The organism is Lactobacillus isalae (assembly GCF_947539375.1).
Taxonomy (GTDB): domain Bacteria; phylum Bacillota; class Bacilli; order Lactobacillales; family Lactobacillaceae; genus Lactobacillus; species Lactobacillus isalae.
Genome location: NZ_OX443569.1, coordinates 1,426,839 through 1,452,973, shown reverse-complemented (window position 1 = coordinate 1,452,973; position 26,135 = coordinate 1,426,839). Strand labels below are relative to the sequence as shown.

General features: G+C 34.4%; 26 protein-coding genes. 21 read left to right on the top strand and 5 right to left on the bottom strand.

Going from position 1 to position 26,135, the window contains the following annotated elements; translation table 11 throughout:
• Positions 1-150: 150 nt before the first annotated feature.
• From pnuC to QM512_RS07175, 7 genes are all read left to right on the top strand, one after another.
• On the top strand, positions 151-921 hold the full coding sequence (pnuC, locus tag QM512_RS07205) for a nicotinamide riboside transporter PnuC (protein ID WP_282805049.1): 771 nt from the start codon (positions 151-153) through the stop codon (positions 919-921).
• 74 nt (positions 922-995) lie between these two features.
• Complete coding sequence (locus QM512_RS07200; protein WP_282805048.1) at positions 996-1,532, top strand: PAS domain-containing protein; 537 nt, start codon at positions 996-998, stop codon at positions 1,530-1,532.
• A gap of 62 nt (positions 1,533-1,594) precedes the next feature.
• Positions 1,595-2,869 (top strand): peptidase T, encoded by a 1,275-nt coding sequence (pepT, locus tag QM512_RS07195; RefSeq protein WP_282805047.1) that lies wholly within the window; start codon positions 1,595-1,597, stop codon positions 2,867-2,869.
• A 4-nt stretch (positions 2,870-2,873) separates the two neighbouring features.
• Positions 2,874-3,323: a DUF3290 domain-containing protein gene (locus QM512_RS07190; RefSeq protein WP_282805046.1), complete on the top strand. Its 450-nt coding sequence runs from the start codon at positions 2,874-2,876 to the stop codon at positions 3,321-3,323.
• Between the two features lie 7 nt (positions 3,324-3,330).
• The gene (locus QM512_RS07185; RefSeq protein WP_282805045.1) at positions 3,331-3,966 is read left to right on the top strand and encodes a DUF421 domain-containing protein; all 636 of its coding nucleotides are present in this window, start codon (positions 3,331-3,333) and stop codon (positions 3,964-3,966) included.
• A gap of 16 nt (positions 3,967-3,982) precedes the next feature.
• Complete coding sequence (locus QM512_RS07180; protein ID WP_282805044.1) at positions 3,983-4,792, top strand: SIR2 family NAD-dependent protein deacylase; 810 nt, start codon at positions 3,983-3,985, stop codon at positions 4,790-4,792.
• 3 nt (positions 4,793-4,795) lie between these two features.
• Entirely contained in the window at positions 4,796-5,758 is a 963-nt protein-coding gene (locus QM512_RS07175; protein ID WP_282805043.1) for an exonuclease domain-containing protein, read from the top strand.
• A 20-nt stretch (positions 5,759-5,778) separates the two neighbouring features.
• Here QM512_RS07175 and QM512_RS07170 read toward each other — a convergent pair whose 3' ends face one another.
• A complete protein-coding gene (locus QM512_RS07170; RefSeq protein WP_282805042.1) occupies positions 5,779-6,903 on the bottom strand; it encodes a low temperature requirement protein A in 1,125 nt (374 codons plus the stop codon).
• Between the two features lie 20 nt (positions 6,904-6,923).
• Positions 6,924-7,748, bottom strand: a complete 825-nt coding sequence (locus QM512_RS07165) for an aldo/keto reductase (RefSeq protein WP_282805041.1) — start codon at positions 7,746-7,748, stop codon at positions 6,924-6,926.
• Between the two features lie 140 nt (positions 7,749-7,888).
• Between QM512_RS07165 and QM512_RS07160 the strand changes: the two genes are divergently transcribed.
• From QM512_RS07160 to QM512_RS07130, 7 genes are all read left to right on the top strand, one after another.
• Positions 7,889-8,737: a DNA/RNA non-specific endonuclease gene (locus QM512_RS07160; RefSeq protein ID WP_282805040.1), complete on the top strand. Its 849-nt coding sequence runs from the start codon at positions 7,889-7,891 to the stop codon at positions 8,735-8,737.
• Positions 8,738-8,760: 23 nt separating this feature from the next.
• Positions 8,761-10,194 (top strand): C69 family dipeptidase, encoded by a 1,434-nt coding sequence (locus QM512_RS07155; RefSeq protein ID WP_282805039.1) that lies wholly within the window; start codon positions 8,761-8,763, stop codon positions 10,192-10,194.
• A 307-nt stretch (positions 10,195-10,501) separates the two neighbouring features.
• A complete protein-coding gene (locus QM512_RS07150) occupies positions 10,502-11,587 on the top strand; it encodes an ABC transporter ATP-binding protein (protein WP_282805038.1) in 1,086 nt (361 codons plus the stop codon).
• A complete protein-coding gene (locus QM512_RS07145) occupies positions 11,587-12,450 on the top strand; it encodes a carbohydrate ABC transporter permease (RefSeq protein ID WP_282805037.1) in 864 nt (287 codons plus the stop codon). The genes QM512_RS07150 and QM512_RS07145 overlap by 1 nt, the downstream gene beginning before the upstream one ends.
• 1 nt (position 12,451) lies before the next feature.
• A complete protein-coding gene (locus tag QM512_RS07140) occupies positions 12,452-13,282 on the top strand; it encodes a carbohydrate ABC transporter permease (RefSeq protein WP_282805036.1) in 831 nt (276 codons plus the stop codon).
• Positions 13,266-14,567 carry an MBL fold metallo-hydrolase gene (locus tag QM512_RS07135; RefSeq protein ID WP_282805035.1) on the top strand — a complete coding sequence of 434 codons (1,302 nt, stop codon included), beginning with the start codon at positions 13,266-13,268 and terminating at the stop codon, positions 14,565-14,567. Before QM512_RS07140 ends, QM512_RS07135 begins: the two co-directional genes overlap by 17 nt.
• Positions 14,568-14,610: 43 nt before the next feature.
• Complete coding sequence (locus QM512_RS07130; RefSeq protein WP_282805034.1) at positions 14,611-15,915, top strand: extracellular solute-binding protein; 1,305 nt, start codon at positions 14,611-14,613, stop codon at positions 15,913-15,915.
• A gap of 65 nt (positions 15,916-15,980) precedes the next feature.
• Here QM512_RS07130 and QM512_RS07125 read toward each other — a convergent pair whose 3' ends face one another.
• Entirely contained in the window at positions 15,981-16,349 is a 369-nt protein-coding gene (locus QM512_RS07125; protein ID WP_282805033.1) for a DUF1304 domain-containing protein, read from the bottom strand.
• 156 nt (positions 16,350-16,505) lie between these two features.
• On the opposite strand from QM512_RS07125, the gene QM512_RS07120 reads away from it, so the two are divergent.
• Genes QM512_RS07120 through QM512_RS07110 form a run of 3 tightly spaced genes read left to right on the top strand, consistent with a single transcriptional unit; the run spans position 16,506 to position 17,939 of the window.
• On the top strand, positions 16,506-16,973 hold the full coding sequence (locus tag QM512_RS07120) for a MarR family winged helix-turn-helix transcriptional regulator (RefSeq protein ID WP_282806457.1): 468 nt from the start codon (positions 16,506-16,508) through the stop codon (positions 16,971-16,973).
• Position 16,974: 1 nt separating this feature from the next.
• Positions 16,975-17,499 (top strand): GNAT family N-acetyltransferase, encoded by a 525-nt coding sequence (locus tag QM512_RS07115; RefSeq protein ID WP_394358293.1) that lies wholly within the window; start codon positions 16,975-16,977, stop codon positions 17,497-17,499.
• Positions 17,499-17,939 carry a GNAT family N-acetyltransferase gene (locus tag QM512_RS07110; protein WP_282805031.1) on the top strand — a complete coding sequence of 147 codons (441 nt, stop codon included), beginning with the start codon at positions 17,499-17,501 and terminating at the stop codon, positions 17,937-17,939. The genes QM512_RS07115 and QM512_RS07110 overlap by 1 nt, the downstream gene beginning before the upstream one ends.
• Before the next feature lie 50 nt (positions 17,940-17,989).
• On the opposite strand, the gene QM512_RS07105 is transcribed toward QM512_RS07110, so the two are convergent.
• On the bottom strand, positions 17,990-18,913 hold the full coding sequence (locus QM512_RS07105) for a BadF/BadG/BcrA/BcrD ATPase family protein (RefSeq protein WP_282805030.1): 924 nt from the start codon (positions 18,911-18,913) through the stop codon (positions 17,990-17,992).
• A gap of 188 nt (positions 18,914-19,101) precedes the next feature.
• Here QM512_RS07105 and QM512_RS07100 point away from each other — a divergent pair, with 188 nt between their 5' ends.
• The 3 genes from QM512_RS07100 (at position 19,102) to QM512_RS07090 (ending at position 24,388) form a co-directional block, all read left to right on the top strand.
• Entirely contained in the window at positions 19,102-20,049 is a 948-nt protein-coding gene (locus tag QM512_RS07100) for a serine hydrolase (protein WP_282805029.1), read from the top strand.
• 132 nt (positions 20,050-20,181) lie between these two features.
• Complete coding sequence (locus QM512_RS07095) at positions 20,182-20,745, top strand: TetR/AcrR family transcriptional regulator (RefSeq protein WP_282805028.1); 564 nt, start codon at positions 20,182-20,184, stop codon at positions 20,743-20,745.
• A 19-nt stretch (positions 20,746-20,764) separates the two neighbouring features.
• On the top strand, positions 20,765-24,388 hold the full coding sequence (locus QM512_RS07090; RefSeq protein ID WP_282805027.1) for an MMPL family transporter: 3,624 nt from the start codon (positions 20,765-20,767) through the stop codon (positions 24,386-24,388).
• A gap of 84 nt (positions 24,389-24,472) precedes the next feature.
• Here QM512_RS07090 and QM512_RS07085 read toward each other — a convergent pair whose 3' ends face one another.
• The gene (locus QM512_RS07085) at positions 24,473-25,276 is read right to left on the bottom strand and encodes a Cof-type HAD-IIB family hydrolase (RefSeq protein WP_282805026.1); all 804 of its coding nucleotides are present in this window, start codon (positions 25,274-25,276) and stop codon (positions 24,473-24,475) included.
• Between the two features lie 150 nt (positions 25,277-25,426).
• On the opposite strand from QM512_RS07085, the gene QM512_RS07080 reads away from it, so the two are divergent.
• Positions 25,427-26,110: a TVP38/TMEM64 family protein gene (locus QM512_RS07080; RefSeq protein WP_282805025.1), complete on the top strand. Its 684-nt coding sequence runs from the start codon at positions 25,427-25,429 to the stop codon at positions 26,108-26,110.
• The last annotated feature ends 25 nt before the right edge of the window (positions 26,111-26,135 follow it).

Below are 26,135 nucleotides of genomic sequence, written 5' to 3'. Positions count from 1 at the left end.
GATAACGATGTACCGCATATTTGTCTAAAGATGTAAACTCTTGTTTTGAAATTTTTAACTACTATACTAGATACAGATGCTTTTTGAAGAAAAGAGCGGATAAGGCACAATATATTGTGTGACCTAAAATAGAGAAAGAGGAGTTAATGGATGGATAATTCAACATCATTACAAGAAGATCATAAGGAAAGAAAGGATAACTACTTCGTTTGGTTATTTAAGCAATTGCACGGCTGGCCAGTTCAAAACTATATGCTTTGGTTCTTTGCTTTTGGTTTTCAATTAGCCATTTTGATTCAAAATAAGATTACTACTTTAACAGTGATTACTTTTATTGGTACTCTACTTGGAACCTTATGTGTGCTAGCAATCAATGCTACTAAGGCAATTAATGGTTGGCTTGGTTTGATTTCTGCAGCTTGTTTTATCTATGCAGGCTTAGCTGCTAAAAACTACTTATCAATTTTTGAACAAATTGCTTATATTTTAACTTTAGATTTGCCAGTTATTATTTCAGTTAGATCTTGGAATGATGATACTAAGAACCACTTACGTAAGTTCGGTGCAAAAGAATGGATTATTGCCATTGTTGGTACCTTAGTTGTTTACGCAGTTTCTGGCTACTTAATTGGTAAATTTACTAATGATCCACGTCCTTGGATTGATGCAATTAGTTTCGCTATTTCATTAACTGCTGGAATTATGTGCTTCTTGCGCTACAATAACCAATACTTCTGGTGGACTGCCAGTGGAATTTTCCAATTAATTCTTTGGGGCGTAACATACGCACAAGGAGATGCAACTTTAGCAATGGCTGTTAACTCCTTAATTTATGTTGTTAATGACGTTTTAGCCTTTACTGTTTCACCATGGTTTAATATGGGAAGAAAACGTGAAGGATTAAAAGCTATTAAAGACTAATAGAAATCAAATAAGTTAAAATTAGCATGTCGAATTCGGCATGCTTTTTTTGTTTATGAGGTGTGAAAGATAAGATGAATGAAAATTGGAAAAAGAATTTGAATCATGCAGCTAGCAATGAAGACTATGTGAAGTTAAACGCGGGATTGATGAAAGTAGATGAATTGAATGACTATCTTTCTTCTTTTCCCAGCAACTTTCTTGCTTTTAATAAGCTTGGAGAATTTACTTATTATAAGCAAATACCAGGGATGAATTATAATCCGCCGGAGCTTGGAAAAGATATTACTTCTTTGGGTAAAACAGAACAAGAAAAGAAACAATTAGAAAAAATATTCCACAAGTTAAGCACAGGTGAGGAAAAAGAATTGCACTTTTCTGATCAAACTAATACACAAAAGCGATTTATGGTGGATACTTACCGCGCTATTTATGATCAAAAACATCAATTTGCAGGTATTAATGAGAGTATTCAGGATATTTATCCACTTGTGGAATATTATTTAAAAGAAACTGGGCAAAAATTAGTTGATGATCCGGATAACCCGAAGGGTGCGATTTATCGTAAAAATCAAGAGATTGACGCTGAAAGTGGAGCTTCTGAACTATAGAAAATTGACAAGAAATCATTTTTTCTTAAAATATAATTAAAAATAGTTAGGAAGTGGCACTAATGACTGAAATTGATCAAGCATACATTCAAGATAAATTTATTGAATATTGTAAGGTAAATACGCGTTCAGACGAACACAGCCAAAGCGTACCTACTACGCCAGGACAAATTACGCTATTAAAGATTATTGAACAAGAGTTAAAAAAACTTGGTCTAGATAAAGTTTCTTTTTCTGAAAAAGACTCATATCTTGTTGGTAGATTGCCAGCTACAAGTAACTTAGAAACTACGCCAATTGGTTTTGTAGCCCATGTGGACACTGCTGATTTCAATGCAGACAATGTTCAACCGCAAGTACATCCAAATTACGATGGAACAGATATTTTACTAAAAGCAGGACGTATTTTATCAACAAGTGAATTTCCTAGTTTAAAAAAGCACCTAGGTGAAACTTTAATTACTGCTGATGGAACTACTTTACTTGGAGCAGACGATAAGGCTGGAATTGCGGGCTTATTAGGAATGCTTAAGTATTTGAGTGAAAACTCTGATATCGCTCATGGTGAGATTTGGGTGGCTTTTGGTCCAGATGAAGAAATAGGCAAAGGAGCTGCTCGCTTTGATGTTCAACGTTTTCCTGTTGAGTTTGCTTACACTTTAGACAATGGCGATCCAGGCGATATTGCTTTTGAAACTTTTAATGCGGCAGCTGCTATAATAGCTTTTCATGGTACTGTAGTTCATCCCGGTGAAGCATATGGCTTAATGGTCAATGCTGCCTTGATGGCTAGTGAATTCATTCAAGGTTTACCAGCAAATGAAGTTCCAGAAAATAGTAAAGATTTTGATGGCTATTTCATGGTTTTATCAAATAACGGCAATGTAGATCATGCACAAATTCAGTTAATTATCAGAGATTTTGATACAGATAGTTTTGAACAAAAGAAAAACTTAGTCACAGACCTAGTGGATAAGTTAAATAAGAAATATGGAGAAGATCGCGTAGTTTTAGAGATGCATGATCAATACCGTAGCCCTGGTGATTTAATCAAGAAACATCCTTATGTTGTAAATTTAGTCTTGCATGCATATGATGCTCTGGGATTAAAGCCAAAAGTTATTCCATTTCGTGGCGGAACTGATGGAGATTTTATTTCAGAAAAAGGCATTCCTACACCTAACTTGTTTAATGGTGGTGCGAACTTCCACGGTCCATATGAATATGTAACAACTGAGAGTATGGCCTTACTTTCTAGAACTTTAATTGAAATTGTTCAGCAACATGTTCTATTAAATAATAATCGCGATAATCGTCCTTTAAAGAGAAAGTATTAGTTAAATGAATTTTTATACTATAAATTATATTCAAAGCCATCAAAATACTGATCGGACAGCCTTATATATCTTAATGATTGTAGCAGCTAGTGCGATGATTATCTTTACGAGTTTATATTTGAGAGATCGGTTTAATACTAGATACCGAGATTTAGGAATTATTGCACTTTTATTTTTAGTATTATTTGCTGGCACTCAATATGAAAAATATGTGCAAAACAATGAGCAAAAGTCAAAGGCGGCTCAGATCGTTCCTTTTATTAAGTCGATTGCTGATGATGCTAATGTTAAAGAAAGCGATGTAATGATCAGCTCAACTAGTTTGCAAGATGGGATGATTGTCCGAATTGATTCAAAAAATGAAGATTATCAATTGAACTTAAATGAAGATAATAACAGTTACACTTTAAATCGTGCTCACGTCATTGATCACCATGTATATGTGCAAAAGTAGGTAAAAGATGGATTATACACAATTATTTATCAAGTTTTCTTTAGGAATATTAACTTTAATTATTCAAATCAATGTGTTTGGTAAGAGCAATCTAGCTCCAACTACTGCATTAGATCAATTACAAAATTATGTTCTTGGTGGGATCATTGGCGGATTAATTTACAATTCTAGTATTACAATTTTGCAGTTTCTCCTTGTCTTAGTTGTGTGGACATTGGTAGTTTTTATCTTAAAATTTGGACGTGAACGTAGCAATTGGGTACGCAATTTAATTGATGGAAAACCAGTTCAAGTAATAAAGAACGGACATGTTTTAGTTGGAAACTGTATGAAAGCAGGTATCTCTGCTAATGAATTAATGTTTAGACTCAGAAGTCGCGGAATATACTCAGTTGAAAAAGTAAAAAATTGTATTTTCGAACAAAACGGACAATTGACTATCATCGAAAATGATGAAGACAATATTCGCTTTCCCATTATTAGTGATGGTCAAATTAATGAGGACGTTTTAGATTTAATTCATAAATCTAATGCTTGGCTTGAACAAGAAGTAGCTAAAGCTGGTTATAATAGTACTGATGATATCTTTTTAGGAGAATATATTAAGGGACAACTACGTTTGGTTGGATATTCTGAAAAATAAAAAGGAAGAAAAGATCATGAAAGATTTTAAAGAAATACAAAGATGGCTAGCTGAAGCAGATGCAATAATCGTCACAGCTGGTAACGGTTTTGCACAAATGGAAGGGCTTGATATGTTTGATGATGCAGCCTTTCCAATTGAATATAAAAAAGTTAGCGAAAAATATCATGTCAAAACCATTGCGGATGCTTTAGATAAAGATTTTGATTCTTGGGATGAGAAGTGGCGATTCTGGAGTCAGTTAATTAATGAATATTCAGTTGAGTATGAGCCAAGTAAGGCTATGCAGCAATTGAAGGAACTTTTAAGCGGTAAAAATTACTTTATTGCGACCAGTACTTTTGGCCATTTTTTTGAAAAGGCTGGATTTGATCAGAATAAAATTTTTGATGTTTTCGGCGATTGGACTAGAATGCAATGTTCTAGTGGATTAAATCATGGTACTTACTCTGATTTGTCCGTTGTAAAAAGATATATTAATGGTCAAGGTGAAATACCTCGCTGCGAGGACTGTGATTCGCCAATGGAAATTCATATGCCACTTAATGCTCACTTCTTCCCAGATGAAGATGCAAATACTAGATTTCGTTGGTTTTTAACTAGAAAGCAAACTGAGAAGGTTGTGGTGTTGGAGTTAGGAGTTGATCCAACCAGTCCACAACTACTTGACCCGATGGTAAAATTAGTAGAACAGTTTAAAGATTGGCATTATGTAGCAGCAGATTTAAGTCAAGATGACTTACCTGATGACATTCAAAAAAGAAGTGCCGGCTTAGAGATGGCACTTCCAGAAGTAATTGAAAAAATTTCTAAAAATGAAGGGTAAAAAATGAGTATTTCAGTTATTCAAGGCGTTTTAAGAATTCCAGCGGCTCAAGATAAAATACGGCAAAAAGGAATTGAAAAACCAGGTTTTCCAGAGAATTATACTTTAATCGATGTAGAAACTACTGGCCTTAGTCCATATCGAGATCGAATTACAGAAATGGGCGGCTTGAAGGTGCGTCATGGAGAAGTGATAGCAACTTTTTCAGAATTAGTAAAGTTTCCTGACAGTAATAAGGTGCCTGCCTTTATTACTAAATTGAACGGAATTGATGAAGCCGCAATTGAAGAAAAGGGACTACCAGTTCAAGAGGCAATTAAAAAGTATCGCGAATTTATTGGGAGCGATCCAATTGTTGGATATAATGTTAATTTTGATTTGAATTTTGTTTACGATTTAGCTGAAAAATATCATTTAACTGTTTTAAATAATGATTATGTTGACGTTTATCGCTTAGCACGTAGTTTTTATCCACAAGAACGGCATAATCGACTTCTTGATTGCATGCATCGAATGAATATTGCGGAAAATCAAGAACACCGCGGTTTAGATGATTGTTTAGATACTAAAAAGGTTTTTGATGAATTTCATAAATTATTTAGACAAGAGCATATGCTTAGAGCGCAAGAAGCAGTTAAAACATTAGATTTGACTAATGAATGGCCTGACATTGTTAAGCAGTCGCAAGCATTTCGTAGTCCATTTGCTCATAAAAATGTTGTAATTGCTGGTGATTTAGATCTAGATGAGTATGAATTAGCTAACGCGGTAAAGAATCTTGGCGGATCTATTCAAGAAGAAGTGGGACAAGACACTGATTATGTTTTAGTCGGTGACCATGATTTCTTTAGGACTGATATTACTGAATTAAATAAGGCAAGAGCCTTAAAGAAGCAGGGACAAAACATTAGGACTTGGTCAGAGAAATTCTTCTTAAATGTGCTTGATAATTGGGCACGTAGTTAAAGAAAATGAAAAAAGGAATCCTACAAGAGGATTCCTTTTTTGATATGGGGAAGATTTACATGAACTAACCAACTAATATTAATGGCCACAATTACAAAGGTTAGAATTACAATGACTTCAAAACTTGACCAGATAAGACAGGAAATAGTTCCGATTAAAGTCGTAGTTAGGAAAATTGTAATTGTAGATTTTTTTAATTTAAATTGCAACTTATTATAGCGTGTTGCAAATAATAATCCTAAGTAAAACAATCCGATTCCACAATATAAACATAACACAGCAAACCATGAGTTAGCATCAGCTTCATGGATAAATTTAATACTTACAGTTATTAAGCTGATTCCGAAAATAATCAGATAATGAAGATAAATTAGGACGTTTCCCGTAACATCATCTTGATCTTCATTAGTCAGCTTATCAAATTGTAGAGCGTAAGTGAAAAATAATAGGGCAACTGTTAAGAAAATAAGAATTGAATAAAGTGAAAAAGTCTTAGGGCGGAAGTAATCCGCGATTCCAATTATTGTTTCACCAAAAATGATAATTACTAAGAGATTTAGTCTTTCAAGCAGATGGGGAAAAATAATAGGGTGTTTAATAGTATATTTTGCAGTTAAGGTAGGCATGAGCCAACTGAAAATAATTCCAATAACTGCTAACACAAAGCCAGGGACATTATCTAATAGTCCACCAATAATTAGAGCGATTGATCTGAAAATCAAAATTAGAAAAAATGCCCGGGAAATATTTTGATCAATTTTACTTGTTGTCTGAAAATAATTAATTAAGTAATGACTTGCTAGAGTTAACGACAATAATCCAGCAGAAATAAATAGAATTTTCATTTCGGTTAGATTATTAGTATCAAAGGAATTGGACATATATAGCAAGATCATCATATCAATAAAATAAAATGCAATGTCAGCCCAGCTACCAATACCATAGCGATTAGTAAAAACTGTTTGTACCATCCATGAATTAATAAAAATAATAACTATTAATGCAAATAAGGCAAAAGAGGTTGGGGAAACAAGTCCATGTTCAAGATGGTGAAGTATCTCTGTTGTTTTAGAGATCATGTAGACAAAAACGAGATCATAAAATAGAGCAATTTTTGAAACTCGTTTATTTAGAATTGCTTGCATGAAGATTGTACCTGCTTTCCTTAGAATTCTTCGTGCTCATTAGGATCAAACCGACGAGCAGATTCTTTATCTAAGTTGATTAAGCTTTGAACTTCTGCATCAGTTAATTTGAAGTCAAATATATTTAAATTGCTTAATTGATGTTCATAGGAACTAGCCTTAGGAATTGGGACAACATTAATTTGTGTTTCCCAGCGTAAAATTATTTGAGCAGGGGATTTATGATATTTTTGAGCTAATTCAATAATTTCTTTTTCTTGAAAGGCTTCACCGCCACGTTGGAGCGGACTCCAGGCTTCCGTAATGATATGGTGCTCATCATCGTATTTGCGAACTCTTTGACTTGACCAATAAGGGTGAAGCTCTATTTGATTGACAGCAGGCATCACGCCAGTTTCGCGATATAAGTGATTAATATGTTCTGGTTCAAAATTAGATACACCGACTGAACGAATTAAACCAAATCTTTGTGCGTCAATCATGGCTTGCCAAGCTTCAAGATAATGATTTTCTTTTGGATTTGGCCAGTGAATTAAATATAAATCGTAGTAGTCAAGATCCGCAGAGTAAAGTGACTCTTGAATTTGCTCCAGGGCTTCTTGATATTTGTGATGGCGTCCCGGTAATTTAGAAGTTACGAAAATTTTATCGCGACTTACATGACTGTTTTTAATTGCTCGACCAACCGCACCTTCATTTTCATAATTAACAGCAGAATCTAGGAGACGATAACCATTCTTTAAAGCAGCTTGAATGGCAAAAACGCCACGTGAGCCGTTTAATTTATATGTTCCGAAACCAATCTTAGGAATTCGATTACCATCATTTAGGTTGAAATATTCCATTTTTCTTCTTCTTTCTATTTGTTTCTTGATAGATCGTTCATGTTTATTGTAGCAGTCTAAATACATAAAAACTTATTAATTACATTGCAAACGTACGTTCAAATATCTATACTGAAAGAAATAAGATTAGGGGAAAATAAATGGCAAAAAGAAGAAAGTATCGAAGAAGGAAGAAAAATACAGTAGCAAGTTGGATTGTAGCTCTCATAATCATTATTTGGGGTGGATGGTTCAAGCTTAATTCTTCAAATCAAAATTCAAATCAAACTCAAACATCAAATAGTTCTCAGCAAGTAGTGAATAACGCTACAACGGCTGATACTAACTATGGTGGTCTATCTAATACAGATTATCAAAAATTAGCTAATTTAGATTTCAAAAGTGGCGACAAGACTTATGTTTACGTGAATAATAATAAGTCAACGCTTATTAAGAATGCATGGAAAGTGAATAAAGTAATTTATTCTAATTTGGATAATTTAAATCGAACTTCGCATTCTAATACAGCATTTTTAGAGCCGAGAAACGTTGCGAATGATTCTCTTAGAGTGCGGCAATTTATTAATCCTACTGCATGGCACTCAAATCGTGAAAATGGAACGCAAATCTATAACCGTGGACACTTGATTGCTTACTCAATTTCAGCGGGTATTGATCAGGATGGAAACTATAATCCTAACAATCAATCAGGTGATCAAAATAATCCTAAGAATTTGTTTACGCAGACAGCTTTTTCTAATCAAAAAATTCAAACAATCTTTGAAAGCAAAGTGCGCAACTCATTAAAACAAGGAAATAAGATTATTTTTCAAGCAACGCCAATTTTTAGAGGAAATGAATTAATGGCACGCGGGATTAATTTACAAGCAATCAGCTTAACTAGTAATTTAAACTTTAATGTTTATCTTTTTAATGTGCAGCCTGATTATGTGTTTGATTATAATAATGGTAGGGCTAAAATAGATCGTAATATGGTGGTTAATCAATAATTGATTTTTTATGGGAGAAAATAATGAATAAAAGCAAAGATAACTGTACGGCAATGATTGTCGGAAAAAAAGCTACAATTGACGGTTCAACTATTATTGCGCGTGATGAAGACGGTTATGGTGGTATTAACGAAAAGCTTTTTGTTGTTCATGAAGCTAAAGATTACGATGAAGATTATGTTTCAAAATATAATGGCTTGAAGCTTCACTTAGAAGGACACGGCTGCAAGTGGACTGCTACTCCAACTGCAGATGAGTCAGAAGGCCGTTGGGATGAACAAGGAATTAATGAGTATAACGTCGCAATGTCTGCAACTGAAACCGAAGCAACTAATGCTCGCTGCTTGGGCCATGATCCATTAGTTGAAAATGGTGTAGATGAAGATTCAATGGTTTATCTTGTTTTACCATTTGTAAAAACTGCACGCGAAGGTGTAGAACGTTTAGGTAAGCTAATTGAAAAGTATGGTACTGGTGAGAGCAATGGGATTGCCTTTTCTGATCATGATGAGGTTTGGTATTTTGAAACCGGTGCTGGCCATCAATGGGTTGCACAAAGAGTTCCAGAAGACTCTTATGCAATTTGTCCTAATATTATGGTTATTCAAGATATCGATTTTGATGATCATGATAACTTTATGTATGCTTCAACTATTAGAGACTTTGTAGAGAAGAATCATTTGAATCCAAGTACTGATGGTAAATGGAGTTTTAGAGATATTTTTGGCACTAAAGCTGAAGCTGATAGCTACTACAACACTCCAAGAACCTGGTATGGTCAAAGATTGTTCAATCCAAGTATTGAACAAGATCCTTTGAGTCAAGAAATGCCATTTATTAGAAAGCCTGAAAAGAAAATTGGCGTTGAAGACGTAGAATTTTTCTTATCAAGTCACTATAACGGAACTGAATATGATCCAATGGGTTCTTTTGCTTCTGGGGATGATAAGAAGCAAAAAATGTTTAGATCAATTGCCTTAGATAGAAACCAATCTAGTTGTATTTTGCAAATTAGAAATGATGTTCCTAAAGAAATGGCTGGTATTCAATGGATTAACTTTGGCTTTTACGCATATAGTCCTTATGTACCTTTCTACACAAATATTGATGACACACCACTTAATTATCAAAAGGCTAGTCATATGGTTACGCCAGAATCGAGTGCTTACTGGCTTTACAAGAGTTTGCAAGTATTAGTAGAGCCAAGATATCATCAATTTATTTACCAAATTGATAACTTCAGAGACGAATGTCAAAGCTATGCCGTAGGCCGTGTTTCAGCCACTGATGAGAAGGCAAAAGAGATGTCTGGAAAAGAACAGACTAAATATTTAACAGCTGCTAATGCAGAAACAGCCGGCTATATTACTAATGAAACTAAGAAATTGATGAGTGATTTAACTAGACAAGCATTAAATTCTTCCAAATTCCAGTTTGAACGTGGCGATAATTTATAATTTTTTGGAAAACACTGCACAAGATGTAGTGTTTTTTTATTGTTCGACTTTCTCTATATTGTATATTAATAAACTTGATTCCTAGACTAGATCCTAAAAATATGAGCAGTAAAACACGATCTATTGTATAGGGTTATAGATACATAGTTCTTAAAATAATATTATTATCCACATCTTATCCACAAAAAAGCAGCAAAATTTCACAAACTACGAATAATTTATAAAAAAATATTTGTGATTTTGTTGCTTTTATCATAAAATTTGTGATGTAATATGATTTAAATCTAAATGTAGTAGTGGGAGATATATGAGCGAAGATAAATTCATTCAGGTAAATAACCTAGAAAAAACTTATGAGAATGGATACCAAGCAATTAAATCTGTTAGCTTTTCTGTAAAGAAAGGCGATTTGGTATGTTTATTAGGACCTAGTGGTTGTGGAAAAACGACAACTTTGAATATGATTGCTGGATTATTGAATCCGACTGGAGGAGACATCATTGTAAATGGTAAGTCTCTTCTTAATGTTGCGCCTAAGGACCGTAACATTGGATATGTTTTCCAAAATTATGCACTCTATCCTCACATGACGGTCTTACAAAACGTAATGTTCCCAATGACTGTTGGAAAGAATAAAAAGCCAAAGGATGAGGCAGAAAAAATTGCTCAAAAATTTATGAAGTTAACTCATATTGAAGAGTTAGCTGACCAAAAGCCAGGTAACCTTTCTGGTGGACAACAGCAACGTGTTTCAATTGCACGTGCTTTAGTGCAAGAACCACAGATTTTGTTAATGGATGAACCATTAAGTAACTTAGATGCACGTTTGCGTTTAAAGATTCGTGAAGAAATTCGTAATTTGGTTAAAGAAGTAGGTATTACTACTTTATTTGTTACACACGATCAAGAAGAAGCCTTATCAATCGGTGATAAGATTATTCTTTTCCATAATGGAGTAATTCAACAAGATGATGAGGGACAAGATCTTTACCTAGAGCCTAACAATCAATTTGTAGCTAACTTCATTGGTAATCCTGTAATTGATAATTTTGACGTTAAAGTATCAGACGATAAAATTATTGGTTCAGATTTTGAAATCCCAGTTGAAAAATTAAATAGTTCAAAATTTAGAAGTGAATTAGTAGATGGAGATTACACATTAAGTATTCGTCCAGAAAATTTAAAGTTAGCTAATGATGGTGAACTTTCTGAAGTAATTGATGACATTGAATTAATTGGACGTGAGCGAGTATTAAAATTCACTCATGCTGGAAGCAGCCAACGTGCATTAATTGATTTAGAACAAGAAGTAAAACGCGGAGATAAGGTTAAGTTTAAGATGAACTTAGACCGCGTGTACTTATTTAAGCCAGATGGGGAGCGAATCTATTAATGAAAGATAATCAGAAAAAAGCTTGGTTATTCTTAGCACCAGCGATTGTCTGCGTTACAGTATTTAGTATTTGGCCAATTGTACGTGCTTTTACGATGAGTTTTCAGGGTGGCCCATTAATTGATTTACATTTTAATGGCTTCTCAAACTATCAATATATTTTTAGCGATCCAGAATTTTGGCGTGCAATTATGAATACTGCTATATATTCTTTCTTAGCTGTACCAATTGCATTAATAATTTCTGTAGCACTTGCATGGTTCATTTTTTCAAAGATTAAGCATACTGCCTTCTTTGAAACAATGTTCTTTATGCCATATGTAACTAGTACCATCGCAATCGGAATTGTTTTCCGCTATATCTTTAATGGTGAGTACGGTTTATTGAATTTCTTGTTAAAGCTTGTTCACTTACCACAACCTGATTGGATAGATAATCCTAGTTTAAGTTTGGTTTCGCTAATTATTTTTGGTGTTTGGTCATCTTTAGCCTTTAATATCGTTATTTTGATGGGGGCTTTAAGAAATATTGAACCAAATTACTACGTTTTAGCTGATATGTATGGTGCAACCAGCAGAGAAAAATTCTGGCGTATTACGGTACCACAGTTAGTGCCGACTTTAGCCTTTCTTTTAACAGTTAACTTAATCGGTGCATTTAAGATTTATACTCAAGTTTATGCATTATTCAATGGACAAGCCGGAGTAGGAAATTCAGCAATGACAGCAGTTTACTACATTTATAATAAATTCCAAATTGTCGGAACACCTGGTGTGGCTATGGCTGCTACTGTAGTCTTATTCCTATTTATTTTGTTCGTAACTTTCTTACAAAGAAAATTGATGAAAAAGGTGAACAGTTAAAATGAAGAAGAAAAAATTACGCTGGGGAATGATTTTTGTCTATCTATTCATTGGAATTTTTGGCATTATAACTGTTTTCCCTTTTATATATATGATTTTAGGTGGTTTAATGTCTTATCAAGAGACTACAACTATTCCGCCAACTTTAATTCCGAAAGCCTTTCGGTGGAGTAACTATCAAAAAGTATTTGAGCAAGCACCATTTGCTAGATATTTCTTGAACACCTTTATTACTGCTGCCACTACAACAGTTGTCACTTTGTTTACTTCAATTCTTGGCGCTTTTGCAATGACAAATCTTAAATTTAAGGGAAAAGGATTAATTCAATTAATCTTTCTGTCATTATTAATGGTTCCGGGAGAAGCAATTATTTTTACGAACTATAACACAATTGCTCACTTAGGCTTATTAAACACATATCTAGGATTGGTTTTACCTTTCTTAACTTCTATCTTCTATATGTACTACTTACAAAGCTACTTCACAGCAATTTCGCCAACAATTTATAAGGCAGCAATGATTGATGGAGCTTCTGATTGGGAATATATTTGGAAGATTCTAGTTCCAATGTCTAAAGGTGGGTTAATTACCGTAGCTTTACTTAGCTTTATTTCTGGCTGGAACTCATTCTTATGGCCATTATTAGTTACAAATGAAGATAATATGCGTTTACTAAACAATGGTTTAGCTGCCTTTGCGTCCGATGCAGGAGCTCAAACTCAATTGCAATTAGCAGCAGCAACCTTGACAGTTGTACCTGTTTTAATTGTTTACTTCATTTTTAGAAAACAAATTATTCGAGGAGTAGTACGTAATGACCTCAAAGCCTAAAACAACGGTAACTTTTTATAATGGGCTAACTACCATTGGTGGACCAATGATTGAAGTGGCCTATGATAAGTCGCATGTATTATTTGATCTAGGAGAAGTGTATCGTCCAGAATTAGGGCTAAAGATGGAAGATGAAGATTTTGATACACTTCTTAAGTATCAATTAATTGGCGATGTACCTAATTTCTATGATCCTAAAGTTACAGGAAAAGAAATTGATCATGAACGTTGGGAACATAGTGCAGCATATATTTCTCACCTTCACTTAGATCACAGCAAGGCGATGAATTTGTTAGCTCCAGAAATCCCCTTATATGCGGGACCACTAACAGCAGCTTTATTGCCTGTGTTAAATCGTGATGGAGAATTTTTGCTTCCAGCAGCTGATAAGCCTAAGAACTATACTCGTCCAATAATTGCTGCTAAGTTAAATGAACCAATTCAAGTTGGTGATATAACTTTAACAGTTGTACCAAGTGACCACGATGCTTATGGGGCAACAGGGTTAATTGTAAAGACGCCAGATAAGACAATCGTTCATACCGGTGATATACGGCTACATGGCTATCATCCTGACTGGGTGCGTAAATTTATGGCAGCTGGTAAGGGATGTGATATGCTAATCATCGAGGGTACTGGTGTTTCATGGCCAGAGCGTAGTGAGGATGATAGTGAAGAGTTTAAAGGTGTTAAGAATGAAGTTGAATTAACACAAAGAATAGTTCAATATCAAAAAGATAATCCGAAACGTCAACTGACTTTTAATACCTATCCTACAAATGTAGAGAGAATTTTGAGAATTATTTCGGATTCGCCTCGAAAAGTAGTCCTTCATGCTAAACGTGCTGAACTATTAAAGTTAGCATTAAAGCAAGATGTTCCTTATTATTACTTGCCAGAAGATGAAAAAATTGATGCGCTCGATCCTGATCTTGAAATTAGTTATCAAGATCTTTTAAAGGATGATCATCAATATTTCTGGCAGGTAGTTGGTCATTATGATCAACTACAAGAAGGAGGTTTATACATTCATAGTAATGCTGAGCCTCTGGGGGATTTTGATCCAGCTTATGCTCCGTTTATTGAAAATATTGAAAAGCGTGGAATTGAACTGATAACTTTACGTTGCTCAGGACATGCGGATGTAGCTGAATTAAAAGAAATAATTGCGGGTTTTGAGCCAAAGATCCTGGCTCCGGTGCACACATTGCATCCTGAATTAGAAGAAAACCCATTTGGAGAACGGATTTTACCTAAGCGCGGAGAAGTTTTTACGCTTAGTTAAAATTAAATTTTATTTTGTTGTTTGTTTTTATTGGGAGGAACATATGAAGTTCACTAAAAAATTTGCAGCAGTTGCAGTTGCTGCTTTAGCCCTTGTAGGCACTACTGCTTGCTCAAATTCTAAGAGTAATGATAGTTCAAGCAGTAAGTCTGCTGATATTCCAACTAAGATTACTAAGAAGACCACTGTTGTTTTCTGGCACGGTATGACTGGAACTCAGGAAAAGACTTTACAAAGCTTAACTAAGGATTTTGAAAAGAAGAATCCTAACATTACTATTAAGCTTGAAAACCAAGGTAAGTACAATGATTTGCAAGCAAAGATTAACTCAACTTTGCAATCACCAAACAACTTACCAACAATTACACAAGCTTATCCTGGTTGGCTTTTGAACGCAGCTAACAGCAAACGCTTAGTTGATATGACACCTTACATTAACAATACTAAGATTGGTTGGGGTTCAGCTAAGAAGAGTGATATCCGTGAAGAATTATTAAAGGGTGCTCAAATTAAGGGTACTCAATACGGTATTCCATTTAATAAATCTGTTGAAATGCTAACTTACAACAAAGATTTATTAGATAAATACGGTGTTAAAGTACCAAAGACTATGTCTGAATTAAAGGCAGCTTCTAAGAAAATTTACGAAAAGAGTAACCACAAAGTTGTTGGTGCTGGATTTGATTCACTTTCAAACTACTACGTTTTAGGTATGAAAGATGAAGGCGTAAACTTCTCTAAGAACATTAACTTTACTGGTTCTAAGTCTAAGAAAGTAATTAATTACTATGCTGATGGTATTAAGGATGGTTACTTCAAGACTGCTGGTTCAGCTGGCTACCTTTCAGGTGACTTTTCTAACCAAAAGATTGCTATGTTTGTAGGTACTAGTGCTGGTGAAGGATTTGTTAAGATGGGTGTTGGCAACAAGTTCCAATACGGGGTTGCACCTCGTCCTTCTAAGTACAACATGCAACAAGGTACTGATATTTACATGTTTAACAAGGGTACTGCTCAACAAAAGGCAGCTGCCTTCATGTACATTAAGTACTTGTTAGGTAAGGACCAACAATTAACTTGGGCTGATAAGACTGGATACATTCCTGTAACTAACAATGTAATTAATTCTAGTGCTTACAAGGATTCAACTAAGACTAAAGTTCCTGCTCAATTAGATAAGGCAATGAAGCACTTATACAGCGTTCCTGTAGTGAAGAACAGTAATGCAGCATATACTGACTTGAATTCAATTATGCAAAATATCTTTGCTAAAGCAAAGAAGGGTCAAAATTGGAATTCACAGGTTGATGCTGGTAAAACTAAGTTCCAAAGTGCTTGGAATCAATAAAAACAGAATATTAAATAAAAAATAAGGATTGTCATAACGACAATCCTTATTTTTATGGATAATTTTTAAAAGAAAAGTAGAATAAATGCAATTAATGCTGGTAACATTTGAACAACAAAAATCTTTTTACTTGCTGTAAAGCCGCCGAAAATGGCGACTACGATGACAAATGCAAGTAAAAGTTGCCATACTGTAATTAAAGTTGGTATTTTAAAGAAGAAAAATACGATTAGAATTAATAGTCCCAGCATCCCATTATAGATACCTTGGTTAGCTAATGCTGTCTTGGCAGCAGGTTGTTTAACAAAATTTATATCCATGTCAAACGACTTAGCTTGTAGTTCAGGCTTGCCAAAGATTTCTAACCACATAATTCCGATATGTTCTATTCCAACAAGGATAGTTAGAATAACTCCAATATTTCTTAAAATCATTTTATTCTCTCCCTTACTTATACTATTTATATAGATTTTACTTATTGTTAGTATGTAAAGCAACAGGATTAAAGTAGTATTAGATAAGTTTATTAAATATTGTTGCATTTGCAACAAAGGTAAAATATAATAGATAAAAATAAAAAGGAGAGATTAATAACGACAACGGTAAAAGAAGACATTTTGAGACAAATTGGTTCAATCTCACGAGCCTTAGATTCAATTGCTAATATTGAATTTAAGGATTTGAAATTAAATCGTGGTCAGTACTTGTACCTAACTCGTATTTTTGAACATCCAGGAATTATTTCTGATCGTTTAGCTACATTATTAAATGTAGATCGTACAACTACGGCCCGTGGAGTTAGAAAACTAGAACAGGTAGGTCTTATTTTAAAAAAAGACGATAAATCAAATAAGAAAATTAAACATTTGTATGTTACAGATTCAGGCGAAAAATTAGCTAAAGAAATAGAAAAAGAAAATGTCTACTCAAATGAATTGGTAACAAAAGGATTAAGTAAATCAGAACAAGCCGAATTGCAAAAATATTTAAGTATTATCGAAAAAAACGCTAGTGAAAATTGGAGTTTTGTAAAAAATGGTGGAAAGAGGGAATATTAAAATGGCTCAATCATATAACATAAAAGAAGTGACGGTCGCTGATGTCAAAGAGCTCCAAGCTGTTTCAAGACAGACTTTCTTAGAAACATTTGGCTCTCAGAATAGTGCGGAAAATATGAAAGAGTTTTTAAATGAAGCTTATGCAGCAGAAAAGTTAAAAGATGAAATTGAAAATCCTAATAGTAGTTTTTATTTTTTAACTGTTGCTGATCAAGTAGCGGGCTATTTAAAAGTGAATGAAAAAGATGCACAAACTGAGCAGGTAGTGTCTAATGCATTAGAAGTAGAGAGGATATATTTAAAACAATCTTTTCAGCATCAGGGATTAGGGTTAGTTTTAATTAAACTAGCTGAAAAAATAGCCGAAGAAAAGAATAAGAGCAATATATGGCTCGGTGTTTGGGAGAAAAATTACCAGGCGCAAGCTTTTTATAAAAAAGATGGCTTTGAAAGAATAAGTCAGCACACCTTTGTAGTTGGAGAAGATCCACAGACAGATTTTATTTTAGTTAAAAGGATAAAGTAATGAAATTCTCTTTTAAGAAAATTGACGAAATGACAGGGCGTGAGGCTTTTTGTATTGAAAGACTAAGAAGTGAAGTTTTTGTTAGTGAACAAAAAATCACATTACCTGAAATAGATAATGAAGATTTCAGTGCTATTCATGTTTTTATGTTGAATGAAAATAAGGATAACGCTTTAGCTACTTGTCGAATTTTTAAAGAACAAAATGGAGATTGGTATTTAGGTCGTGTAGTAGTTTCAAAAGAAGCGCGTAGAATGCATTTAGGAAGCAAGATGCTGGAAGAAGTTCATCATTATTTAAAAGAAAATGGTGTTGATAGATTATATTGTCATGCGCAAATGACAGCGAAACCTTTTTATGATTACCTTGCCTATCAGGTAAAGGGCGATACCTTTGATGAAGGTGGTATTGAGCACGTTTTAATGTATAAAGATTTATAGATAGAAAAAGACCTCGGAAAATTGACTTCCGAGGCCTTTTTAATTTTCAATTATTCATCATCGTTATGGTTAGTGAAGTAACGGTAATCCTTACTCTTGTCAAAGATTACACCACGTGCGTTTTCACCATTTGAAACGCTGAATACTGCATCTGGGTATTTTTCTTTAACTTCAGCTTCCATGTAAGAACGCATCATAGCGTTATTTGAAAGAACTGAACCGGTTAAAGCAACGCGCATTGGCTTAGGATCTTCATAACGATCTAAACACATAATAATGTCACGTGCTAGAAGATGTGCTTGATCAGCGATGATCTTACGAGCATATTCATCACCGCTGTCTGCTAACTTAGCAACCTTAACAGCCTTTGAAGCAACTTCTGGACTAGTTAAGTTGTAGAATTTAGCGGGAACTTCGCCCATGTTGTCAACATCAAATTCTTTAACGAATAAATCAATTAATGAGTTCTTTTCGCGCTTGTCCCAGCTGAGAAGAGCTGATTGAAGGGCAGCCTTAGTAATAGCGTAGCCACTACCTTCGTCACCAAGTAAGGAACCGTAGCCACCAACAGCGATTAAAGAGCCATTTTGGCGACCATTAACAACTGATCCAGTACCAGCAATAACTAAAGCACCATCTGCTCCTTCAAGACCATTGTAAAGAGCAAGAAGTGAGTCAGTAATAGCACGAGTTGGAATATTACCAACCATTGAAGAAATAGTTGCTGCAACTTCAGGTGCATTACCAACAACTGATAAACCAGCGATTCCGGCTAAAACTTTAATACAGTCGCCGTCAATCTTATCGCGTAATTCATTAACTGCTTGCGCAATATTCTTAATACCTAATTCGTAGTCATTGTTAATTTGACCTGGGCCAGATTCTGCACGACCTAATTCTTTACCATTTTCGTCATAAGCGATTGCCGTAGAGTGTGTACCACCTGCGTCAATACCAATCATATATTTCAACATAAGTAATAATCCCTCACTGTAAATATTAATACTGGAATTATTGTACTAAAAAAAATAGCATTTGTGAACGCATTCAACTAATAGCACTTAAATAAAAAGATCTTTAAAAGTTACAATAATCCTTATCTTTAAAGCATTTTTACCAAATGACATGATAAAATAAAAATATGTAATTAAGGAGAATTTTAATGAAAAATAAAATCTTTTTAGGAGCAATTCTGTCATCCTTTTGTGCTTTAGCTTTTTATATGACAAGTATTAATCATATGAAAGTACAGACGTTAGAGATTTATGGAAACTCGACGGCAAAAGTAGCTCAAAAAAGTAAGATGAAAGAGGGCAGTAAACAAACTCGTTTAAATACGAATGGAGAAAGCGAGATTGGTGAAGCTGCTGTTTCAAAAAATAGTAATAAAAGTCTAGCTAAGGAAATAGTTAAGTCTAGTTCAAGCGTTCAAGGTAACTATCAAGTAAGCGTGAAAGACCTAAACAATACTAAGGTATTTGTTGACTTAACTAATACTAGTCAAGATAGTTTAAATGCAGGAAATGTTTTGAAGCTATACGTTTTACTCGCTTACTACAAGGCAGTACAAGATAAAAGCTTGAATTCCGCTACTCCATACAAGGTAAAAGCAAGTGATTTGAATGGTGGCGATAAGGTATTAAAGGCTGATATGTCGTATTCTTATACTTATTTACTTGATCTAATGATGAGACAGCAAAATAATAATGCGGCTAATATTATCTTAAATAAAATTGGAAAAAATAAGGTAAATCAGACTGCAAAATCCTTTGGTGCAAATAAGACTGAGATTACGGACAATTTTGGTAAAGATTTTGCTGGTAAAACTAGTAGCGGTGACTTAGTTACTATTATGCAGAAGCTTTATCAAGGAAAAGTTTTAGGAACAGATATTGATAACCAAATTTTGGGTCAATTAGCTAATTTCCCTGAAAAAGGATTAGCGAAAAATATTAATGGCGTAGTTTATCGAATAGCTGATAAAAAACAAGGTGCAGCCCTAATTCAAGAAAATGGAAAAACTTATGCTATGGCGATGGTTAGTGAAGAAGATGCTGATTTAGCCAAGATTGGGGATGCAATTAATAATTGGATGATTAAGCAAAAATAATTATAAAAAGGAGAGTTTATTGACTCTCTTTTTTATTTTTTCAAAAAGTAGATAATTTTCTACACATTGTAGATTGTTTTCTACAGGTTGTCGTGTTAAAGTATATGAGTACATAAAAAGAAGGTGATTATCTTGGCTAAAAAAAGAGCTTTAGATCGCTCAAAAGTAATTGAGCAAGCAATAGCAATTATTAGTGAAAAAGGATTAAGCGAATTAACAATGCCAGCTTTGGCAAAAGATTTGGGAATCAGATCTCAATCTTTGTACCACTACGTTGCTAATCGGAATGATTTATTAATTTTAGTCTGTGTGAATAGGCTGCAAGTTTTGCGGCAGCATTTAACAAAGAAAATAATAGGTCATTCTGGCTTAGATGCTTTGTTTAGATTTGCAGATGAAATTCGTGATTTTTTATTACACGATAAGGCTATTTCTAGTATTTATTATGGTTTGAATGAATATGTTCAAAATGAGCAAATTCGTGAAGAAGTTCTAAAAATAGTAGATTTAGGGGAAAAGTTAGATGTAGATAATAAGAATGTCGTTTCATTGCATAGCTTACTTGGAGCTGTCTTAGGGTATGTTTTCTTAGATCGGTATGTTATCGATGAAACAGAAAAAGAAGCTGATGATAATTACCATGAGATGCTTTTACGACTTGTGGCACCAAAACTTCAAGTTGAAAGCAAAAAATGAGGGGAAAGGAAAGTAGTACATGAAATTACTGAAAAACCATCTTGGTGCTTTGGTAGCATGGATTGCAATTTTGTTGATTGCAGTCTTTTCATTGCCAGATGTAGATGCTTTAACGCGTCAACATTCGGAAATTTCACTTCCTGAAGATGTTCAAAGTTCTATTGCCACGAACATTGAAAGTAAGTGGGGGCATGGGCAAGATAATACCTATGTTGTAGGGGTTGTTTTTAATAAAAAACATGGAAAGCTAACCTCAAGTGATAAGGAGAAAATAGACGATACCATTCGCTTTTTAAAGGATAACAAGAAAAAGCTTGGTATTAAGTCCATGATGACTCCGAATGATAACTATGCTACAAAAGCACAATTGATTTCAAAAGATAAGACGACTGAAATTGTGCAATTAAATATTGCAAATGATCATTCAACTGTGTCTAACGTTAACAAGGCCTTAACTAAAGCAGTTAAAACGCCTGGGGTTAGAACTTATGTAACTGGGGTTAGAATTCTTGAAGATGATTTCTCTGCTTCAGTTCAGGAAGGTATTAAAAAGACTGAATTAATTACTATCTTCTTTATTTTCATCGTTTTAGTAATTGTATTTAAGTCGCCAATTGTGCCAATAATTTCATTATTGACAGTTGGAGTTTCATTTATTACTTCATTCTCAATTGTTACTAATTTAGTAGAGAAATTTAACTTTCCATTTTCAAACTTTACTCAAGTCTTCATGGTTATTGTTTTGTTTGGTATTGGTACTGACTACAATATCCTGCTGTATGACAAGTTTAAAGAAAACTTGAGTAAGGGGATGTCGAATCAGGATGCGACAAATGATGCATTGCGTAAAGCTGGTAAGACAATTCTTTATTCTGGATCTTCAATTTTAATTGGATTTAGTGCTTTAGGATTAGCTAAGTTCTCAATTTACCAATCAGCTGTTGGTGTTGCTGTTGGTGTTGCTGTGTTATTAGTTGTACTTTTGACTTTGAACCCATTCTTTATGGCCGTTTTAGGTAAGAAACTATTCTGGCCAGTTAAGAACTTTGAAGGCGAAAGTAATTCTAAGTTATGGCACGCTCTTTCTAAGGGAAGTTTAGCTCATCCAATTGTTTACTTAGTTGTGATGGCGGTTGTAGTTTTACCATTCTGCTTGTTCTACTCAAATAACTTGAACTATAACGATGCAGATGAAATTTCTGACTCTACTCCTTCCAAGGCTGGTCTACTTTTATTGCAAGATCATTTCTCTGAAGGTACGCCAGAATATTCAACCTTATATATTCAAAGTGGTCATAAGCTCGATAACGAAAAGAGCTTGAAAGAAATTGATCAGATTGTTAAGAAAATTCAAGCTGATCCAGATGTAAAATTTGCTTCATCAGTAACTGAACCAAATGGTAAATCTATTAAACGTCTTTACGTTGATAATCAGTTAGGAACTGTTAATTCAGGTGTTAATACAGCCAGAAATGGTTTAGGCACTTTGAGTAACGGTAGCAAGCAAATAACCAATGGTGCTGTTCAATTACAGAACGGTGCAAATCAACTTTCTAATGGTACTGGTCGTCTGCAAACTGGTGCAAATCAATTGTTAAGTGGTACTACACGTCTACAAAATGGTGCTGAAACACTTAGAGCTGGTACTATACAATTAGCAACTGGTGCTGGTCGTTTAGAGAGTGGTACTTTGAACTTACAACAAGGTGCGGTACAACTTGAAAATGGTACGATTAAGTTAGCTAATGGTGCTGCAAGTTTACAAACTGGCACTGCAAACTTGAAAGACGGTACTGGCCAACTTGCAAATGGCTTGAATCAATTAAATTCACAATTGAATCAAAAGATTCCTGATTCTAGCAAAAAAATAGAGAGGATGAAGGGATCTTTAGAACTACTTCAGAGTAAATTATCTGACCTAAATAACGTTGTCCAAGGAATTACTTTACCAAGTTCAAATACTATTGCTGAAAGTAAGCAGGCTGCCAATGATTTAGATAGTAGTTTAAACCATGCAGTATCAACCATGTCTCAATTATCTGGGCAATCGGCACAAGCTGGTAATTTAAATGTTGATACAAGCACATACTTAGCTGCTTTGAAAGCACAAGGACTTAGTGATGAGGATGCTCAAAAAGCATTAAAGACAATATTGCCTCTTGTTGAAAAACAAGCTCAAGAGCAAGTGCAAACACAAGTTAAGCAACAAAAAGATGCAATTACAAGCATTGCTGGCGATTTGCACAATGCGGCAGTAGCTGGTGGTAAAATTAAGGCAGCAAGTAAAGCTTTAGACGATATTGAACAAATGCAAGGCTTACTCGTAGAGTTGAAGTCAGCCACTTCTGGACTGAGTGGTGCTTCAGCACAGATGTCACAAAGTACAAATAGTCAAATTGATGAACTAACTTCCCAATTGAATCAAATTCAAACTGCTGTTTCAGCAAGTGCAAATGGTGCAAGCCAAATCAATTCAGGCGCAGCTCGCTTAAACAGTGGAGCAGGCCAACTTGCAAGTGGTCTGCAAGCAGGTGTAGCTGGTTCTAGTCAACTTGCAAATGGTGCAGGTCAATTAGCAAGCGGTGCAGGTCAATTAAACACTGGCTTACAAGCTGGATTAAGCGGAACTAATCAATTAGCAAATGGTATTGGTCAACTTAACGGCGGTGCAGGTCAATTAGCAAATGGTATTGGTCAACTTAATGGCGGTGCAAGCCAATTAGCAAATGGTGCAGGTCAAATTGCATCGAATAATCCGAAGATTACTGCTGGAATTGATAAAGTAAATAGCGGATTAGGTGCTGGTCAAGAATACTTAACTGGCTTAGCAGATTCAGCTGCAGGTAAGACTTTCTACATCCCGGCTAAGATGATTCATTCATCAACTTTCAAACCAGCTCTTGATAACTACATGAGTTCTGACTTGAAGTCTACTAAGATTATCATTATTTTGAAATTAAACCCTGCTTCAACTGAAGGGGCAAAGAAGGCTCATGAGCTCAGCAACATGGTTAAGAAGTCAGTTAAAGGAACTAGTCTAGCTGGTTCAACTATTGCTATGGGTGGACAATCTGAAAAGATTTACGATACTCAAGAAACTGCAAGTAGTGACTTCTTAAGAACTGCAATCATCATGTTAGTAGGTATTGGAATTGCTTTGATCTTTGTTACTAGATCAGTATTGCAACCACTATTTATCTTAGGTACTTTAGTAATTGCCTACTTAACTTCTCTATCTATTAACCAATGGTTAGTTCACGCTTTATTAGGTAGATCATTATTGGCTTGGAATACTCCATTCTTCAGCTTCATCATGATTGTTGCCTTAGGTGTTGACTACTCAATCTTCTTGATGATGCGTTATCGTGAATTGGGAGAAGTAAATCCAAGTTGGACTACAAGTGAGAAGATGCTTCAAGCTTGTGACATAATCGGAACTGTCGTAATTTCAGCTGCTATTATCCTTGGTGGTACTTTCGCAGCCTTAATCCCATCTGGTGTACCAACTTTAATTGAAGTTGCATTATGTGTGGATATTGGATTATTACTCTTGGTATTCTTACTTCCAATCAATATGTCTGCGGCAATGAAGATTACATACGAAGGCTTAGGTAGAAAAAAGAATAAAAAAGATGCTGAATAAAATTTAGCATTCAAAAAATAAAAGATTGAAGTTACTCCTTTATGATTAAGGATTAAACTTCAATCTTTTTTCTTTATAATTAAGTTAATTAGATATTTTATTTAAAACAGCTGCAATTCCATCATGGTCATTATCTAAGGTAATGGGGAAATTAACTTTATTTTTAAAATCCTCAGGTGCATTCTCCATTAAAAAAGGATGACCTACTGCTCTTAGCATTGCCTCGTCATTATAATTATCACCAAAAGCCCAGGCATTACTTTTATCGACAGCAAAACTATCAAGAACAATTTCAACTGCCTTTCCTTTATTGACTCCTTTAGGAATAATTTCTAAAAGATGAGGAGCAGATTTGACAAAAGATAAATCTGAAAACTTTTGTTGGAGAGTAGGTAGAAGTTCATTGAGAGTGTCGGGATCTCCAATAATTAACATTTTGTGAACTCCTTTTAAATCTTTTATTTGATCTATCGAAACAGGAAGAGATTTAACGCCAACTATTTTTTCTTCTTTTTCTACCAAAGGGCTTTTCTCAAGTGATGAAAACCAATTATAGCCACTATAGACATTCCAAGCGAGATCTGAATTTTTAATAGATTTTACTTCATTGATTAACTTAACTGCTTTTGCAGCATCAAAATATTGTGAATTAAGAGGGCGCCCCATTTCATCTAAGACTAAGGCCCCATTATAAGCGATGATTGGACAAAAATTAGTGATTTTATCTACAACATTCATAATTCCTTTTGGCATGCGAGCAGAGACAGGAATGAAGAGGTTGCCAGCTATAATTTGTTTTCGAATTGCGTTGATAGTAGCAGGTGAAACATCGTCGTCAGACGTAATTAGTGTTCCATCGATATCGCTAAAAATAAGTTTGGCTGTCATAAAAATTTTCTCCTTTAAATAGCTTTATTTATCTTATTATAATACGATAAAGATAGGATTTGATGAGTACTAATCGCTTTTGCTTATTGAATTAAATAGTGAAAAAATATAAATGACGACTACTAATAATTGAAATAGATGAGTGAAATTATGACAAAAAAATTGAGAAAAGTAATATTGATTTTTTGCGGAATTTTAGTAGCAGGGATTTTACTCTACTTACTTTACCGTGACTATCGCCCCGAGATTGATGTTCTTATGCATCCAGACAGTCATACAAAGACAAAACTACTTTATCTAATTCGGCAACATGAGGTGAGGGATAGTTTATTTTTATTAGGACTAATAACTGTTCTAAACGCCATTCCTGGCATGTCAAATTCTGTTTTCTGTATTTTAGCGGGACTTTGTTACGGACCTTGGATTGGCTTAGCTATTAATTGGTGTGGTAATATTATTGGAAATTGTATTGTGGCAAGTTTAATTAAGAGAGTCAGTTTTTCGCATAATTTTAAGAAAAATAAACTTCTTAATTGGTTGATGAATCAGAAGCATCCAAGTTTAGGGATGACTTTAGGATTTATGGTTCCTGTTATTCCAAGTGTGTTAGTAGATTATACCGCGGTCAGATTAGGTACACCTGTTAATAGATTTTTGTTAATGGTAATTGTAGGGATGTTTCCTACTTCATTTATTTATGCATTTGGTGGGGATGCAATTTTTAATGGCGATTTTAAAAAATTAGCAGGTGCCTTAATTGGAGTAGCGATTTTATTTATTATGGCTTGGTGGTTAGTCAGTATGGCATCTAAAAAGAGAGAAAGGGCGGAATAGCTCTTTCTCTCTTTTTTGTTTAATT

Bases quoted from the DNA above. Each gene is read 5' to 3' on its own strand.
- pnuC (WP_282805049.1), top strand. From the start codon at position 151: ATGGATAATTCAACATCATTACAAGAAGATCATAAGGAAAGAAAGGAT.
- QM512_RS07200 (WP_282805048.1), top strand. From the start codon at position 996: ATGAATGAAAATTGGAAAAAGAATTTGAATCATGCAGCTAGCAATGAA.
- pepT (WP_282805047.1), top strand. From the start codon at position 1,595: ATGACTGAAATTGATCAAGCATACATTCAAGATAAATTTATTGAATAT.
- QM512_RS07190 (WP_282805046.1), top strand. From the start codon at position 2,874: ATGAATTTTTATACTATAAATTATATTCAAAGCCATCAAAATACTGAT.
- QM512_RS07185 (WP_282805045.1), top strand. From the start codon at position 3,331: ATGGATTATACACAATTATTTATCAAGTTTTCTTTAGGAATATTAACT.
- QM512_RS07180 (WP_282805044.1), top strand. From the start codon at position 3,983: ATGAAAGATTTTAAAGAAATACAAAGATGGCTAGCTGAAGCAGATGCA.
- QM512_RS07175 (WP_282805043.1), top strand. From the start codon at position 4,796: ATGAGTATTTCAGTTATTCAAGGCGTTTTAAGAATTCCAGCGGCTCAA.
- QM512_RS07170 (WP_282805042.1), bottom strand. From the start codon at position 6,903: ATGCAAGCAATTCTAAATAAACGAGTTTCAAAAATTGCTCTATTTTAT.
- QM512_RS07165 (WP_282805041.1), bottom strand. From the start codon at position 7,748: ATGGAATATTTCAACCTAAATGATGGTAATCGAATTCCTAAGATTGGT.
- QM512_RS07160 (WP_282805040.1), top strand. From the start codon at position 7,889: ATGGCAAAAAGAAGAAAGTATCGAAGAAGGAAGAAAAATACAGTAGCA.
- QM512_RS07155 (WP_282805039.1), top strand. From the start codon at position 8,761: ATGAATAAAAGCAAAGATAACTGTACGGCAATGATTGTCGGAAAAAAA.
- QM512_RS07150 (WP_282805038.1), top strand. From the start codon at position 10,502: ATGAGCGAAGATAAATTCATTCAGGTAAATAACCTAGAAAAAACTTAT.
- QM512_RS07145 (WP_282805037.1), top strand. From the start codon at position 11,587: ATGAAAGATAATCAGAAAAAAGCTTGGTTATTCTTAGCACCAGCGATT.
- QM512_RS07140 (WP_282805036.1), top strand. From the start codon at position 12,452: ATGAAGAAGAAAAAATTACGCTGGGGAATGATTTTTGTCTATCTATTC.
- QM512_RS07135 (WP_282805035.1), top strand. From the start codon at position 13,266: ATGACCTCAAAGCCTAAAACAACGGTAACTTTTTATAATGGGCTAACT.
- QM512_RS07130 (WP_282805034.1), top strand. From the start codon at position 14,611: ATGAAGTTCACTAAAAAATTTGCAGCAGTTGCAGTTGCTGCTTTAGCC.
- QM512_RS07125 (WP_282805033.1), bottom strand. From the start codon at position 16,349: ATGATTTTAAGAAATATTGGAGTTATTCTAACTATCCTTGTTGGAATA.
- QM512_RS07115 (WP_394358293.1), top strand. From the start codon at position 16,975: ATGGCTCAATCATATAACATAAAAGAAGTGACGGTCGCTGATGTCAAA.
- QM512_RS07110 (WP_282805031.1), top strand. From the start codon at position 17,499: ATGAAATTCTCTTTTAAGAAAATTGACGAAATGACAGGGCGTGAGGCT.
- QM512_RS07105 (WP_282805030.1), bottom strand. From the start codon at position 18,913: ATGTTGAAATATATGATTGGTATTGACGCAGGTGGTACACACTCTACG.
- QM512_RS07100 (WP_282805029.1), top strand. From the start codon at position 19,102: ATGAAAAATAAAATCTTTTTAGGAGCAATTCTGTCATCCTTTTGTGCT.
- QM512_RS07090 (WP_282805027.1), top strand. From the start codon at position 20,765: ATGAAATTACTGAAAAACCATCTTGGTGCTTTGGTAGCATGGATTGCA.
- QM512_RS07085 (WP_282805026.1), bottom strand. From the start codon at position 25,276: ATGACAGCCAAACTTATTTTTAGCGATATCGATGGAACACTAATTACG.
- QM512_RS07080 (WP_282805025.1), top strand. From the start codon at position 25,427: ATGACAAAAAAATTGAGAAAAGTAATATTGATTTTTTGCGGAATTTTA.